Source organism: Cobetia sp. cqz5-12 (assembly GCF_016495405.1).
In the GTDB taxonomy this organism is placed as follows: domain Bacteria; phylum Pseudomonadota; class Gammaproteobacteria; order Pseudomonadales; family Halomonadaceae; genus Cobetia.
The window spans coordinates 273,237-287,330 of record NZ_CP044522.1; the positions used below are offsets into that span (position 1 = coordinate 273,237).

Annotated in this window: 13 protein-coding genes; 12 read left to right on the top strand and 1 reads right to left on the bottom strand. The window is 65.4% G+C overall.

Annotation, left to right across the window (positions count from 1 at the left end):
* Positions 1-2 precede the first annotated feature (2 nt).
* The 4 genes from F8A90_RS01270 (at position 3) to F8A90_RS01285 (ending at position 5,781) form a co-directional block, all read left to right on the top strand.
* The gene (locus tag F8A90_RS01270) at positions 3-2,129 is read left to right on the top strand and encodes a sensor histidine kinase (RefSeq protein ID WP_200018537.1); all 2,127 of its coding nucleotides are present in this window, start codon (positions 3-5) and stop codon (positions 2,127-2,129) included.
* A gap of 16 nt (positions 2,130-2,145) precedes the next feature.
* Positions 2,146-3,675, top strand: a complete 1,530-nt coding sequence (locus F8A90_RS01275) for a sigma-54-dependent transcriptional regulator (RefSeq protein WP_200018538.1) — start codon at positions 2,146-2,148, stop codon at positions 3,673-3,675.
* Between the two features lie 122 nt (positions 3,676-3,797).
* Complete coding sequence (locus F8A90_RS01280) at positions 3,798-4,559, top strand: DUF1007 family protein (protein WP_200018539.1); 762 nt, start codon at positions 3,798-3,800, stop codon at positions 4,557-4,559.
* A complete protein-coding gene (locus tag F8A90_RS01285; protein WP_200018540.1) occupies positions 4,549-5,781 on the top strand; it encodes a nickel/cobalt transporter in 1,233 nt (410 codons plus the stop codon). The genes F8A90_RS01280 and F8A90_RS01285 overlap by 11 nt, the downstream gene beginning before the upstream one ends.
* A 162-nt stretch (positions 5,782-5,943) precedes the next feature.
* On the opposite strand, the gene F8A90_RS01290 is transcribed toward F8A90_RS01285, so the two are convergent.
* On the bottom strand, positions 5,944-6,372 hold the full coding sequence (locus F8A90_RS01290; RefSeq protein ID WP_200018542.1) for an HIT domain-containing protein: 429 nt from the start codon (positions 6,370-6,372) through the stop codon (positions 5,944-5,946).
* A 404-nt stretch (positions 6,373-6,776) separates the two neighbouring features.
* On the opposite strand from F8A90_RS01290, the gene F8A90_RS01295 reads away from it, so the two are divergent.
* The 8 genes from F8A90_RS01295 to F8A90_RS01330 all read left to right on the top strand — a co-directional run bounded on the left by F8A90_RS01295 (position 6,777) and on the right by F8A90_RS01330 (position 14,071).
* Positions 6,777-7,784: a TAXI family TRAP transporter solute-binding subunit gene (locus F8A90_RS01295; protein WP_166019665.1), complete on the top strand. Its 1,008-nt coding sequence runs from the start codon at positions 6,777-6,779 to the stop codon at positions 7,782-7,784.
* A gap of 362 nt (positions 7,785-8,146) precedes the next feature.
* Complete coding sequence (locus F8A90_RS01300; protein WP_166019889.1) at positions 8,147-10,219, top strand: TRAP transporter permease; 2,073 nt, start codon at positions 8,147-8,149, stop codon at positions 10,217-10,219.
* Positions 10,220-10,423: 204 nt separating this feature from the next.
* Positions 10,424-11,203 carry a sulfite exporter TauE/SafE family protein gene (locus F8A90_RS01305; RefSeq protein WP_233593394.1) on the top strand — a complete coding sequence of 260 codons (780 nt, stop codon included), beginning with the start codon at positions 10,424-10,426 and terminating at the stop codon, positions 11,201-11,203.
* A 167-nt stretch (positions 11,204-11,370) separates the two neighbouring features.
* Positions 11,371-12,366 carry a zinc-dependent alcohol dehydrogenase family protein gene (locus tag F8A90_RS01310; RefSeq protein WP_200018545.1) on the top strand — a complete coding sequence of 332 codons (996 nt, stop codon included), beginning with the start codon at positions 11,371-11,373 and terminating at the stop codon, positions 12,364-12,366.
* 65 nt (positions 12,367-12,431) lie between these two features.
* Positions 12,432-12,563 (top strand): entericidin A/B family lipoprotein, encoded by a 132-nt coding sequence (locus F8A90_RS01315; protein WP_200018548.1) that lies wholly within the window; start codon positions 12,432-12,434, stop codon positions 12,561-12,563.
* Between the two features lie 23 nt (positions 12,564-12,586).
* Positions 12,587-12,718 (top strand): entericidin A/B family lipoprotein, encoded by a 132-nt coding sequence (locus F8A90_RS01320; protein ID WP_107335644.1) that lies wholly within the window; start codon positions 12,587-12,589, stop codon positions 12,716-12,718.
* Positions 12,719-12,869: 151 nt separating this feature from the next.
* A complete protein-coding gene (locus F8A90_RS01325) occupies positions 12,870-13,001 on the top strand; it encodes an entericidin A/B family lipoprotein (RefSeq protein ID WP_043333217.1) in 132 nt (43 codons plus the stop codon).
* 182 nt (positions 13,002-13,183) lie between these two features.
* Positions 13,184-14,071: a LysR family transcriptional regulator gene (locus F8A90_RS01330; protein ID WP_200018551.1), complete on the top strand. Its 888-nt coding sequence runs from the start codon at positions 13,184-13,186 to the stop codon at positions 14,069-14,071.
* Positions 14,072-14,094 lie beyond the last annotated feature (23 nt).

Below are 14,094 nucleotides of genomic sequence, written 5' to 3' on the forward strand. Positions count from 1 at the left end.
CCATGACGCTGAGTGCGCTGCGCCGTCGGCGTCTGGCCTGGCTGGCACTCACGGCCAGCCTGCTGGCCGGGCTGATGGCCTTGTTTGCCCTCTGGCACTGGGAGCTGGCGCGCGGCGAGCGTGATGCCCGCCAGCACGCCGCGACTCGCCTGAATTTCTACGCCAGCACGCTGAATGCTGAATTGTCGCGCTTCCAATGGCTGCCGGAATTGCTGGCGCGTCAGGCCCGTGTGCGCATCGCCCTCGGCGAGCAAGGCACCTCGACTGCGGCAACGGCGCCTGTTATGCCCTCAGATCAGCCCGATGCCGCCAGTGCCGCCGCTCCCCTCGGTTCGAGCAGTGACCTCAATCAGCATCTGCGGCGAGTCGCGAGTGCCTCCGGCGCGGCGGCTATCTTCCTGACCGATCGCGACGGCATGACCGTGGCTGCGAGCAACTTCGATCAGCCAGACAGCTTCGTCGGCTATCGCTATGACTACCGCCCCTACTTCATCGATGCCCTGGCGCGCGGACGCGGCGAGTTCTTCGCCGTCGGCAATACCACCGGGCGCCCGGGCTACTTCGTCTCGGCGCCGGTGCTGGGGGCCGAGGGGCAGCCGCTGGGCGTCATGGTGGTCAAGGTCTCGCTGGAAGCGCTGGAAGATACCTGGCGCCAGGCGGGAGAAACGGTGCTGCTCGCCGATGCCAATCGCATCGTGCTGCTGGCCTCGCGGCGTAACTGGAAGTATCGCGCGCTGGAGGCGATCGAACCTCAGGCACTGGACAGCATTCGGGCACAGCAGCAGTTTCGCGGGGCGCCGCTGACACCGCTGTCGCGGGAGCTGGAGGACGGCAGCCTGGTGCTGGGCGACCACCACGAACTGGCGGCGTCGGAGATCGTGCGGTTGCCGACGGCAGCGATGGGCCAGCGTTATCTGGATGAGTCGCTGGCCAGCGGACCGCTAGGCTGGCAGCTGCATTTTCTGATGCCGTTGCGGCCACTCTATATCCAGGCGCGCAATGTGGTGCTGGTCGGCCTCGCCGTGATCCTGGGGCTGGCGATGATGGCGTTGTGGATGCGCGAACGTCAGGCACGCCTGGGACTGATTCGGCGTGAAGCGGTGATGATGCGCGAGATCAACGAGCGCCTCGAGGAGCGTGTCGCCCAGCGCTCGCGCGAACTCGAGGCCACGCGTGACGAGCTGGTGCAGGCCGGCAAGCTGGCCGCGCTGGGCACCATGGCGGCCGGTATCGCCCATGAGCTCAATCAGCCGCTGGTCGGCATTCGCACCTACGCCGCCAGCGGCGGCAAGCTGCTGGCGCGGGGAGTCGCCTCCGCCGCTACGCGCCCCGAGTTGACCGCGCGTGCCGCAGAGTCCGCCGCCAGCAACTTCACGCGTATCAGTGAGCTGTCCGAGCGCCTGGCCGACATGATCCGTCAGCTGCGGGTCTTCGTGCGTCCGGCCAGTCAGCAGGCGCCCGTCGCCCTGGCGCTGGCACCGCGCATCGACTTCGCGCTGGAGCTGCTCGCCGAGCGAATCACCGCCCTCGACCTGACGGTGGAGCAGGGCGGGCTGCCCCGGGACATCATCGTGATGGGCGAACAGGTGCGTCTCGAGCAGTTGCTGACCAACCTGATCCGCAATGCACTCGATGCGCTGGAAGGGGAGCAGAAAGCGCAGCAGGCCGATCAACAGACCGGTCAGCAGAGCGATGCGCCGGACGACGAGCGCGCGGCCCCGCGATTGCGCCTCAGCTGGCAGGCCTGGCCGGCAGTGACCAGTCTTGAGGGACAGCCGGGCGGATGTCTGCGCATCGAGGACAATGGCCCCGGCATCGACCCTGCGCTGCGTGCCACGCTGTTCGACCCTTTCACCACCACACGCGAGGTCGGCGAGGGCATGGGGATGGGGTTGTTTCTGAGTTATGGCCTGGCGCGCGACCTCGGTGGCCAGCTGCGTCTGGCCGATGGCGCTTCAGTGTCTGAACCGGCTGAGGGCTCCTCGCTGACTGAGGGCGCTGCACTGGCTGAGGGCGCTGCGCTGGGCGGCGCCTGCTTCGAATTGTGGCTACGCACGCCGGCGCCGGAGGCAACGCATGCAGCCGACGGCACCGAACAACAAGGCAGCGGGCAGCAATCCGTGACATGACGGGGTATACGCACGAATGACAGGCTATACGCACGACAGCGATGGCTTCGAGGGCGCAGAGGAGTTTGCCGCCACGGGCCTGGACCCGGCAGAGCTGCGCCTGCAGCAGGACAGCGATCTGACCCGCGAGGCCCCGGTATGGCTGGTGGATGACGACCCGGCAGTGCGCGAATCCCTCGCCCAATGGCTGGAGCTGGCCGAGATCCACCTGCGCTGCTTCTCGCGCGCCGAGGCCTTGCTGGAAGCCCTGGCCGCCGCCGAGCCGGTCAGCGTGGTGATCAGCGATATCCGCATGCCGGGCATGGATGGGCTGACGCTGCTGGCGCAGCTCGCGCTGCAGGCACCGGAGCTGCCGGTGCTGATGATGACCGGTCACGGCGATGTCGCCACGGCCGTTGCCGCGATGCAGGGCGGCGCGCGCGATTTCATCGAGAAGCCGTTTGACCCCGAAGCACTGGAGCTGAAGCTGCGTCAGGCGCTGGCGGGGCGGCGTCTGAGCGATGAAAACCAACGCCTGCGCCGGCGCTTGAGCGTGCGCGGCCTCAGTGGTCTGCTGCGGGGTGAGAGCCGTCAGATTCGCCAGCTGCGTGAGCGACTGCTTGAATTGCGCGGGCACCCGGCGCGGGTCTGGATCAGCGGCGAGGCGGGCAGCGGACGCAGCACTCTGGCGCTGGCACTGGCCGAGCATGCGCCGTCTGCTGACGCGCCGCCCTCATCTACCGCCATGCCGACGGCGGCGACGGTCTTGCTGGCACGCGTGGAATGCGCGCCCCTGTCGCAAGCCAGGGCAGAGGGCGCGGATGCACTGGCGAGAGCGATCGAGGATGCGCTCGCGGCATGTCCTGCGGCCAATACCTTGCTACTGCATGAGGTGGACCACCTGAGTGGCGCGCAATGGCAGTGGCTGGAAGGCTGGATCGCCGCGCGTGAGGAGGGTGCCCGCCAGGCACCGCGGCTGGTGTGCAGTGCGCTGTGCAGCGTGGGCGACGTGATGGCGAGCGGGCCGCTGACTCGCACCCTCGGGCATGCACTGGCCGAGATCGAACTGACGACCCCCGCTCTGCGCGAGCGGCGCGAGGACATCCCGTTGCTGATGGCGCATTTCAGCCGTCAGGCCGCCGAGGTGCATGAGGTGGAGGCGCAACCCTTCGGCCGCGGTGAGCTGGCCGCGTTGATGGCGGCGGACTGGCCGGGCAACCTGTGGCAGCTGCGTCAGGCCGCCAGTCGCCGTGTGGTGCTGGGAGAATTGCCCGCGGTGCAACGGTCATCAGTGCCGGGTAGCGCCTCATCGGAGGAGGAGGCTTGCGAGGCCGCCAGTGGTGCGAGCGACGAGGCGCTGGCGAGCAGCGAGGAGCATGGGCTGGCGGCACAGGTGGCGATGTTCGAGTCGACCTTGATTCGCGCCGCCTTGACTCGCGCACGCGGCAACATCGCTCAGGTGCTGGAGGAACTGGCATTGCCGCGGCGTACGCTCAATCTCAAGATGCACAAATACGGGCTGCGCCGAGAAGACTTTCGCCATGGCCATGATGATTCGGCGAACTGACCGTCATCAAAGCCTGTCGAAAGTATCCTTGGACTGCGTCGGGATGCCTCCCGTTTTGTTATGAAGTAACATCCTGCCGACCCCTTCCTGTCGTCCCCGTGACGTTCTGCCGGAGTTTCTCGATGTCTGTTGCTGTTCATCGCCTGGTGGCGGCGCTGTCGTCCGCGCTGGCGCGTTTCCCGTCTCGTCATGGCCTGCGCCCTGCAGCCTGGCTGACGCCGCTACTGATGCTGGGCACCCTGGTGGCCAGTCAGCCTGCCGCAGCCCACCCGCATGGCTGGGTCGACCTGCGGGTGACGCTGCGCCTCGATGACCAGGGGCGGGCCGTCGCGATGCGTCAGTATTGGCTGCTTGACCCCTTCTACAGTCTGACGCTGCGTCAGGAGCTGGCCGCGCTTGAGGACGATACCAGCATGGAGCAGCGCCTCGATGTGCTGGGCAGCGAGATTCTGGCCAATCTGTCGCAGTTCGATTACTACACCCATGTCACGCTGGACGGCGAACCCGTGGCGCTTGGCAAGGCGACGCGCCAGACCACCTGGCTCAAGGGTGAGCGTGTCGCCTTCCAGATGGAGCTGCCGCTGGCCGAGCCGGTCGCGATGGCTGGCCATACCCTCAGTTATCGCATCTATGACCCCACCTATTACATCGAGATTCTGCATGACCCGGACGCCATCGCCGTGCAGCAAGGGCTGGTGGTGAGCGGGCTGGAAGGGCAGGACTCGGCGCTCAGCTGCACGCCGGGCATCACGCCGGCCGACCCGGACCCGTCCAAGGTCGCCGAGGCCTCGATGCTGGATATCAACGCCACCGCACCGATGGATCTCGGCCAGTACTTCGCCGAGGTCGGCAGTGTCAGCTGTGAGGTGGCTGATGAGCAGTGAACCGAAGGACACCAGCGGGCTTGGCGATATCAAGAGCCTCAAGGGCATGCGTGATGGACTGTTGAAGCCGGCCTCGTCGCGGGGGCGGCGTCTGGCTGGCTGGATGGCGGTCGGCTGCGGGCTGCTCGTGCTGGGCATTGCGCTCTGGCCGAGCCTGGTGCAGGGCTGGGGCGAGGCGCTGGGCTGGATCTTCGCCGAGCAATCGCGTTTCCAGCGCTCGCTGGGACGCGCCATGAATGGGCTTGCCGCGCATCCCGGCACGCCCTGGGCGCTGATCGGGCTGTCCTTCGCCTATGGCGTGCTGCATGCCGCGGGCCCCGGCCATGGCAAGGTCGTCATCAGTACGCTGCTGGTCAGTCAGCCCATCGTTCGGCGCCGTGCGCTGTGGCTGTCGTTGCTGGCGGCCTTGCTGCAGGGCGTCAGTGCGCTGGTGCTGGTCGGCCTCGGGGCGGGGCTGCTCGACTGGGCGGGGCGCGATGTGCTCGGACAGGTCGAGAAGGTCACCCTGCTCAGTCATCTCGGGGTACTGGTGCTGGGGCTGTTGCTGCTGTGGCGCGCCGCGCGCGCGTTATGGCGTGTTGTCAGGGCACAACCTGTCTCAAGCGCGGGAGTGCCGCCGGCGCCAGCGATGCAGGGGCTGGCGTTCGAGCCGTCGCCTGGCCACGTCCACTCACATTCTCACTCTCACGGCCATGCTCATTCACACGGGCATGGCTGTGGTTGCGGCCATGCGCATGGCGTGACGGCGGAGCAGGCCAGTGGCGACTGGCGCACCATGGGCATGGCGGTGCTGGCGATCGGCCTGCGGCCGTGTTCCGGCGCGATTCTGGTCTTGCTGGCCGCGCTGGCGCTGAACATGGTCGGCAGCGGGGTACTGGCGGTGCTGGCAATGTCATTGGGCACCGCGCTGACGGTGGGTAGCGTGGCGATGGCCACCTTGATCATGAAGGCCAGCGGACGCCTGGCAGCGGCTGGCTCGCGCCTGGGTGGGACGCACTCGGGCGGCCGCGCACGTCGTCAGTGGCCGTGGACGGCGCTGGTTGGTCTGCTCGGCGGCATCATCATCACGGTCTTTGGCGCCTTGCTGGTCGCCAGTAGTCTCAAGGCGCTGGACTCTCCCACCGGTCGCGGTGCTTCGCCGTTTGATCGCTCGGCGCCCGGCACCACCCTCCAGAGCCCGCTGGGCCCGAGGACGTCAGGGCAGAGCTCAGGCGACAAGTGAGATCCGGCGACGAGTGAGGTCTGCGGCGCCAAAACAGGCGTGCTGCTGACTACCTGCAAGATACGAAAACGGGGCCCATCGGGCCCCGTTTTCGTAGATGTGAGAGCGTAGATGGCAGTGTCTGCGAGAGCGTAGATGTCAGTGAAAACGCAGGTGACGGCGTCAGTAGGAATAGCTCGGCAGCTCGGCGATCTTCATGCGCAGAGTGTCGATGAGCACCGTCAGTGTCTCGTTGTCGTGGGGCTCGGCCGTGCCGACTCCCCACACCGGCCCCGGCCAGGCTTCATCATCGCTGCGGCGGGCGATCACGTGCATGTGCAGCTGCGGCACCATGTTGCCCAGCGCGCCGATATTGAGCTTCTCGCCGCCGCTCACCGTCATCAGCAGCTCGCCCAGTTGGGTGGTTTCCTGCCACAGCTGCTGCTGGGCGCTGCTGTCCAGCTCATAGATCTCGCGGATGGCATCGCGGCGCGGAATCAGTACCAGCCACGGATAGCGCGCATCGTTCATCAGGCGCACGGTGCACAGCGGCAGGTCGGCCACGAAGTGGGTGTCGGCATCCAGCTGCGGGTGAAGGCTGAAGGGGGTCATCGTCTCTCCTTGATCGGATGGAGCAGGGCGGGCGTGTGTCGAGGGCAAAGGGTAACCCGAATCGTGACGGACTCCCTGACTTGAACGCTCGCGAATGCCCTCAGTGTGACCAGATCGGCAGAATCCTGCCACTTTGCGGATTGCCCGTGCGCGCTCTGGAAGCTGCGCAATGCCCCCATCGCCAAATACCGCGCCGCGCGGACAGTTGCTAACCTTCTACCTACGCTGAAGCCAAGGCTCGCAACGAACGCCCCACGCAAAAGAGGGCTACCTTGCGCATTGTCGGTCGCGACATGGCCAGCATCGCCCAGGGCCAGAGCCTGCTCAGCCGCAATGTCCGTCTGCCTAACCACATTACAAGAACGCTCAACCTGCGCCCGGCAGGTTCGCCAAGGAGTTACTCCATGCAAAAGCGCCAGTTCCTCAAGGCCGGTCTCGGTCTCGCCATCGCAGCCTCTCTTGGTCTCAGTGCCGTGGCTCAGGCGGAAGGCAAGTACATCATGGGTACCGCTACCACCGGTGGCACCTTCTACCCGGTCGGCGTGGCACTCTCCACGCTGATCAAGGTCAAGCTCGAGCCGACCGCCGGCATCTCCGTGTCCGCGATCTCTTCTGCCGGTTCCGGTGAGAATCTCAAGCTGATGGAAGAGGACCAGGCCCAGTTCGGCATCATCCAGGGCCTGTACGGTGCCTGGGCATGGAATGGCACTCCACCGGTCAACAAGGCGCACAAGAACCTGCGCAGCATCTCGATGCTGTGGCAGAACGTCGAGCACTTCGTGGCCCGCAACGATGAGGTCAAGACCGGCACCATCGAGGACATGACCAACTTCTACGGCAAGAGCTTCTCCATCGGCAAGAAGAATTCCGGCACCGAAGGCTCGGGTCGCTTCATCCTCGAGCAGCTGGGCATCGATGCCGACAAGATGGATCTGGCCTACATGGGCTATGGCCCGAGCGCCGACGCGATGCAGAACGGCAACATCGACGGCATGAACATCCCGGCAGGCGCACCGGCCTCCGCCGTGACGCGCGCCTACGCCAACCTGGGCGGCGAGATCACCACGCTGGACTTCACCGACGAGCAGCTGGCCAAGGTCAACTCCCAGTTCGAGCTGTGGACCCCGTATGAAATCGCCGCTGGCACCTACCCGGGTCAGGACAAGGCGATCAACACCATCGCCCAGCCGAACATCCTGGTGGTGCGTGACGACGTCTCCGAAGAAGACGTCTACCAGATCACCAAGACCATGTACGAGAACCTGCCGTTCCTGAACAACATCCACCCGGCTACCAAGGCCATGGCGCTCGACAAGGCCATCGCGGGCCTGCCGCTGCCGCTGCACCCGGGTGCCGCACGTTATTTCAAGGAGCAGGGCATCGAGATTCCGGCGCGCCTGATCGCCGAGTGATTCACGCCTGATGTTCCCGCTGCCCTTATCGCTCGCCTCTGGCGGCGGTGAGGGCAGCGCAGTTTCCCAGACCAATAAACCACTGCCGGTCCGGCGCCTTGTCACTGCCCCGTGCGGGCAAGGTGAGGCGCAGGCCAGAGCAGTGCCCACGAATGATTGCTGTAGAAGCCCGTATTCTCCTCGCAAGCCCGGGCGCATGGTGACGCAAGTCGCCGCTGCGCCATCGCTGTCTGATTCCGTCTTGAGGCAACGCCATGCATGATTCCCGCTCGCCAGAGCCCTCTCGTCCCACTGATAGCGAAGCGCAGGAGCCGGATCTCTCCGGTGTGCGCGACGAATCCGCCGAAGCTGCGCCGTGGCGCATGGAGCTGCCCTGGTTGGGGCGTGCCGTCTTCGTGATTTCCATCGTCATCTGTCTGGCGCACCTGTACTTCAACACCGTCTCGACCCTGTCGGAGCTGTGGGTGAGCGCCTTGCACTACGGCCTGTTCGGTCTGCTGTGTGCGCTGACCATTCCGATGCTGACGCCGGCCAGTGATGGTGCCAAGCGCTGGGTTTTGGGCGTGGATGTCTTGCTGGGGCTGGCGGCACTGGGTTGCGGCCTCTACCTGATCGGCTTCGAGGATGCGCTCTATGACCGTGGCGTGGTGTTCTCCACCGCGGACTGGGTGGTCTCCATCGTCGCGGTCGGTCTGATCCTCGAGTTCGCGCGTCGCACCACTGGCTGGTTCATCCCGGTGCTGTGTCTGATCGCGCTGACCTACGTGGCCTGGTGGGGCAAGTATGTCGGCGGCGTGTTCAACTTCCCGGGCCTGACCTGGGAGACGGTGCTGTTCAGAAGCTTCATCGGCGGTGAGGGGATGCTGGGCTCCATCGCGCGCATTTCCTGGTCCTACGTATTCATGTTCATCCTGTTCGGGGCCTTTCTGGTCAAGTCCGGTGCGGGTGACTTCATCATCGATCTGGCGCGCTGCGCGGCGGGACGCTTCAAGGGTGGTCCGGGCTTCGTGGCCGTGTTCGCCTCCGGCCTGATGGGCTCGGTGTCCGGCTCGAGTGTCGCCAACACCGTCTCCACCGGCGTGATCACGATTCCGCTGATGCGCCGTGCCGGCTTCCCGGCGCGCTTCGCGGCAGGCGTCGAGGCCGCCGCCTCGACCGGTGGCCAGCTGATGCCGCCGGTGATGGGCGCAGGTGCCTTCATCATGGCGTCCTACACCCAGGTGCCGTACCTGACCATCGTCGGCGTGGCCGCCTTGCCGGCGCTGCTCTACTTCCTGTCGGTCGCCATGTTCGTGCGTATCGAAGCCAAGCGCTCCGACGCCACGGCGCTGGATGACCCGCAGGGCCCGCGCCTCAAGGACGTGCTCAAGGATGGCTGGCACTATCTGGCACCGCTGTTCGTGCTGGTCGGTGCACTGATCTACGGCTTCACGCCGACCTACGCCGCTGGCATCGCGATCCTGTCCGTCATCGCGGCCTCGTGGCTGTCGAAGAATCCTATGAAGCTCGGCGACATCCTCGAGGCGATGCTGGCCGGGGTGCGCAACATGACCACCACGGCGATCCTGCTGATCACCGTCGGCCTGATCGTCAACGTCGTCTCCACCACCGGTATCGGCAACACCTTCTCGCTGATGATCACCGACTGGGCCGGTGGCAGCCTGCTGATCACCATCATCCTGATCGCGCTGGCCTCGTTGATTCTGGGCATGGGCCTGCCGGTGACGGCGTCCTATATCGTGCTGGGCACGCTGTCCGCCCCGGCGCTCTACAACCTGATCGCCCATTCCCAGCTGGTGGATCTGCTGGCGGCGGGCAACCTGCCGGAGCAGGCCAAGGCCATCTTCATGCTGGCCGCACCGGACAAGCTGGACCTGCTGGGCGCGCCGATGAGCATGGACGCCGCCCGCGAACTGCTGGCGCTGGTGCCGGATACCTTCCAGAGCCAGCTGTATGAGCAGGCGCTGTCGCCGCACGTGCTGACCATGGCACTGGTGAGTGCCCACATGATCATCTTCTGGCTGTCCCAGGATTCCAACGTCACCCCGCCGGTCTGCCTGACCGCCTTCGCGGCAGCCGCGATCGCCCGCACACCGCCGATGAAGACTGGCCTGATGGCGTGGAAGATCGCCAAGGGCCTCTACATCGTGCCGCTGCTGTTCGCCTGGAGCCCGCTGATCTCCGGTGACATCGGCGAGATGCTGACGGTGTTCGTGTTCGCGCTGTTCGGGATCTACGCCATCGTCGCGGGCCTGGAAGGCTACCTGGAGCACGAGCTGCCCTGGTGGCTGCGTCTGGCGATGTTCCCGCTGGGTGCGCTGATGCTGTGGCCGCATGGTCAGCTGACCTACGACCTCGCGGGTCTGGTCATCTTCGTGGGCGTGCTGGCCTACAGCGTGCGTCAGAGTGGCCGGCAGCAAGCGCTGGCGCACTGAGCCCGGCGTGTCGGATGAGCGCCAGACGCGTCAGCCGATGTGGCTGAAGCAGGCGTGACGTGACGCGATATGCTATGAACGATGCCCGGCATCACTTGCCCCCGCTCAGTCATGCGAGGGTGGTGTGTCGGGCATCGCGCGCTCTGGGGCATGTCTGCCTAGGGCGTCTTCACTCAACAGGATGGCGGGACAAGGAATGTCGGCATGATGTCGGATGTTGCAGGGCTGACCAGCGGCCTTGATCTGATCAGCGTAGTGGCGCTGATCACACTGGGTGGCGTGGCCGGTTTCATCAATGTGTTGTCGGCGGGTGGCTCGATGCTGACGCTGCCATTGCTGATGTTTCTCGGCCTGCCGGCGGCCCAGGCCAATGCCACCAACCGCGTGGCGATCGCGCTGCAGAGTGCGACCGCGACCAGCACCTTCCTCAAGGCGGGCGCTCACAACATGGGGGTGGCCTGGCGGCTGGCCGTACCCGCCGTGGCAGGCGCCATGCTGGGCGCCTGGCTGGCGACCCGCATCAGTGCCGAGGCCTTCGAGAGCGTCCTGATCGTGGTGATGGTGGTGTGCTCGATCATGATGCTGCTGCCGACGCCGCGCATCGACACCCGTGAACTGACGCCGGAGCGCATCACGCCCGTGGTGTTGCTGGCGATGTTCGGCATCGGCATCTATGGTGGCTTCATCCAGGTCGGTGTCGGCGTGCTGTTCATCGTGGTGCTCTACCGGCTGCTCAAGATCGACCTGACCCAGGTCAACGTCTTCAAGGTCTTCATCGTGTTGATGTATACCCTGCCGGCGCTGGCGGTGTTCGTGTTCGATGGTCAGGTGCGCTGGGCCTACGGGCTGGTACTGGCGGTCGGCAACATGAGCGGCGCCTTCCTCGGCGCGCGGGTCAACATGAGTCCCGCGGGCGCGCGGTGGGTCAAGTGGCTGACGGTCGCGGTCATCTTCATCATCGTGCTCAAGCTGGCGCTGACCTGATACTGGCCTGATGCTGACCTTATGTTAGACACGGAGTAAGCTCGCGGTAATCTGAACGGAATGCCAGCCTGTCCTGTCGACACACCGGCATGCCGCTCACCCCTATTCATGATGGCGCCGAGCCCGGCTATGGCGTCTCTTTCTTCATCGTTCAGGAGTCTTTCCTCATGCAAGCCATGGTCATCGAGCAGTACGGCGGTCCCGAAGTGTTCGTCGAGCGCGAACTGGAGACCCCGACACCGGCGCGGGGGCAGGTGCGTATCAAGGTGACGGCTTCCAGCATCAATCCCATCGAGACCAAGCTGCGCAGCGGGCTGGTCAAGTCGCACCCTGAATTCCCGGCCATTCTCAATGGCGATGTCTCCGGGGTGATCGATGCCGTCGGCGAAGGCGTGACGGACTTTTCCGTCGGGGATGAAGTGCTGGGGTGTGCCGGTGGCGTCAAGGGCTGGCAGGGCGCTCTGGCGGACTACATGATCGCCGACACCCGGGTGATCGTGAAGCGCCCGAGCCTGGCGGCGCTGACGCTGGAAGAGTGTGCGGCCTTGCCGCTGGTGTTCCTGACGGCCTGGACGGCGCTGGTATCGCGCGGTCAGATCAAGGAAGGTGAGCACGTGCTGATCCACGCTGGTACCGGCGGCGTCGGCCACGTTGCGGTACAGATCGCCAAGTATCTCGGCGCGCATGTCACCACCACCGTGTCCAGCGAAGCCAAGGCGGATCTGGCACGCCAGCTGGGCGCCGACGAGATCATCAACTACCGCGAGGAAGCGGTCGCAGACTACGTGACGCGCCTGACCTCCGGGCGTGGTTTCGATCTGGTCTTCGACACCGTCGGTGGCGACAATCTGGATCGCTCCATCGAGGCCACCGCGACCTCCGGCCGTCTGTGCTCGATCAATACCCGCTCGACCCACGACCTGACCCAGCTGCACGCCAAGAACCTGTCGCTGCACGTCATCTTCCGCTCGGTACCGCTGCTGACCGGTATCGGCATGGACGACCAGCCGGAGCTGCTCAATGCCTTGAGCGAAATGCTGGAGGCCGGTGCGGTACGTCCGCTGCTCGACGAGCACCAGTTCAGCTTCCGTGACGTCGCCAAGGCGCATGAGCTGCTGGAGTCCGGCGAGGCGCTGGGCAAGGTTCTGCTGGTAAATCGCTGAGTGTTGGCACCTTCGGCCAATGAGGGTGTCTTATCGTCATTGGCCGTTGATCAGGAAGAGAAGTGATGAGAATGACGCGTTTGATGGTGGCTGCCCTGTTGGTGGCCTGTGTGAGTCTGGCCGGCTGCAATACCGTGGCCGGTTTCGGCAAGGACCTGGAGCATCTGGGCGGTTCGATCGACAACGCCGCCAGCTGATTGCCTGAAAGAGAGGAATGCCCATGCGACGATTCATGATGATGACTGGCACCGCGCTGCTGTTCGGCCTGCTGTTGGGTGGCTGCAATACCGTGGAAGGTTTCGGGGAAGATCTCGAACACCTTGGGGGTTCCATCGAGGAATCGGCCAGTTGATGGCATTGTCCATGACATGGGCGGTGAGTGAACAAAACATGAATCTCACCCCTTGAAAGCTCATGGGGCGGCCCAAGGTATGAGGGTAGGGACGCAGGAACTGGCGTCTTCATGAGATTTCCCGATATTCACTACCGCAAGGAGCATGACCATGTCCCGCACCATTGCACTCATCTTCGCCTCTTTCTTCACTCTGGCCGCGCTTTCCGGCTGCAACACCGTTGACGGTGCCGGCCAGGATGTCGAGCATGCTGGCGAAGCTGTCCAGGACGCCGCGCAATAAGCGACGCCCCGGATAGTGGTGATATCCAACGCCCGGCCATCGCGCCGGGCGTTTTCGTGTCTGATCGCCAGACATGCAGGCGTGCTGACTGACGGGCCGCCTTGCGTCATCATGCGGCTGACGGCATGCGCCCCCAGCGTGCGTCACTCGTCACTCCTGCCACCGCGAGCCAAGGACCCGACATGGATCATCGACAGTTGAGTTTTCTGGTCGCGCTGGCCAGTGAGCGCCATTTCGGTCGCGCCGCACGGGTCTGTCATGTCACCCAGCCGACGCTGTCGGCGCGCCTCAAGCAGCTCGAGGAGGAGCTGGGCACGGCGCTGATACTGCGCGGTCATCGCTTCGAGGGCTTCACGCCGGAAGGGGAGCGCGTGCTGACCCACGCACGGCGCATTCTCGCCGAGCTGGATGAGCTGAAGGGCGACCTGTCGCCGGACGCGGTGCTGACCGGGCGACTGTCACTGGGCGTGGTGCCGTCGGCGCTGGCGGCGGTCGGCGAGTTTCTGCCGCGGCTGCGCGAGGCCTTTCCGCAGCTCTCGCTACGCCTGCGCGAGCTGTCGACCTCATCGCTGGCCCAGGGGCTCGAGGATGGCGAGCTGGATCTCGCGGTCGGCTACCCTGCGGCGCCGGCCATGAGCGGCTTCGCCTGTCGGCCGCTCTATCAGGAGCATTCGGCACTGATTGCCAGTGAGGCGCATTTCTCACTGCCCGACGCGCCGCAGTGGGAGTGCCTGCGTGACTATCCGCTGGTGTTGCTGACGCCGGAGATGCAGCAGCGGCGACGCCTCAATCAGCAGTTCGAGCTGCTGGGCCTGCAGCCTTCGCCCTTGTTGGAAGCCAATTCGATTTCCGGCCTCGGCGTGATGCTGGAGGCTGGTCTGGGGGTCAGCGTGCTGGCGGAGAACCTGGCCGATTCGCGACTTGGTGAGGGGCTGGTCGCGCGTCGACTGCCCGGCGAGGGCGAAACGGTCGGGCTGTTGTGGCGCAGTGGCCAGCAGCGCAGCCGACGCCTGAATGCCGTGCTGGAGCTGCTGCGTTCGCTGCCTCACTCGGCGGGTGTGGCCGATTGAGCGAGCCTGCAACGCAGAACACC

Bases quoted from the DNA above. Each gene is read 5' to 3' on its own strand.
- F8A90_RS01270 (WP_200018537.1), top strand. From the start codon at position 3: ATGACGCTGAGTGCGCTGCGCCGTCGGCGTCTGGCCTGGCTGGCACTC.
- F8A90_RS01275 (WP_200018538.1), top strand. From the start codon at position 2,146: ATGACAGGCTATACGCACGACAGCGATGGCTTCGAGGGCGCAGAGGAG.
- F8A90_RS01280 (WP_200018539.1), top strand. From the start codon at position 3,798: ATGTCTGTTGCTGTTCATCGCCTGGTGGCGGCGCTGTCGTCCGCGCTG.
- F8A90_RS01285 (WP_200018540.1), top strand. From the start codon at position 4,549: ATGAGCAGTGAACCGAAGGACACCAGCGGGCTTGGCGATATCAAGAGC.
- F8A90_RS01290 (WP_200018542.1), bottom strand. From the start codon at position 6,372: ATGACCCCCTTCAGCCTTCACCCGCAGCTGGATGCCGACACCCACTTC.
- F8A90_RS01295 (WP_166019665.1), top strand. From the start codon at position 6,777: ATGCAAAAGCGCCAGTTCCTCAAGGCCGGTCTCGGTCTCGCCATCGCA.
- F8A90_RS01300 (WP_166019889.1), top strand. From the start codon at position 8,147: ATGGAGCTGCCCTGGTTGGGGCGTGCCGTCTTCGTGATTTCCATCGTC.
- F8A90_RS01305 (WP_233593394.1), top strand. From the start codon at position 10,424: ATGATGTCGGATGTTGCAGGGCTGACCAGCGGCCTTGATCTGATCAGC.
- F8A90_RS01310 (WP_200018545.1), top strand. From the start codon at position 11,371: ATGCAAGCCATGGTCATCGAGCAGTACGGCGGTCCCGAAGTGTTCGTC.
- F8A90_RS01315 (WP_200018548.1), top strand. From the start codon at position 12,432: ATGAGAATGACGCGTTTGATGGTGGCTGCCCTGTTGGTGGCCTGTGTG.
- F8A90_RS01320 (WP_107335644.1), top strand. From the start codon at position 12,587: ATGCGACGATTCATGATGATGACTGGCACCGCGCTGCTGTTCGGCCTG.
- F8A90_RS01325 (WP_043333217.1), top strand. From the start codon at position 12,870: ATGTCCCGCACCATTGCACTCATCTTCGCCTCTTTCTTCACTCTGGCC.
- F8A90_RS01330 (WP_200018551.1), top strand. From the start codon at position 13,184: ATGGATCATCGACAGTTGAGTTTTCTGGTCGCGCTGGCCAGTGAGCGC.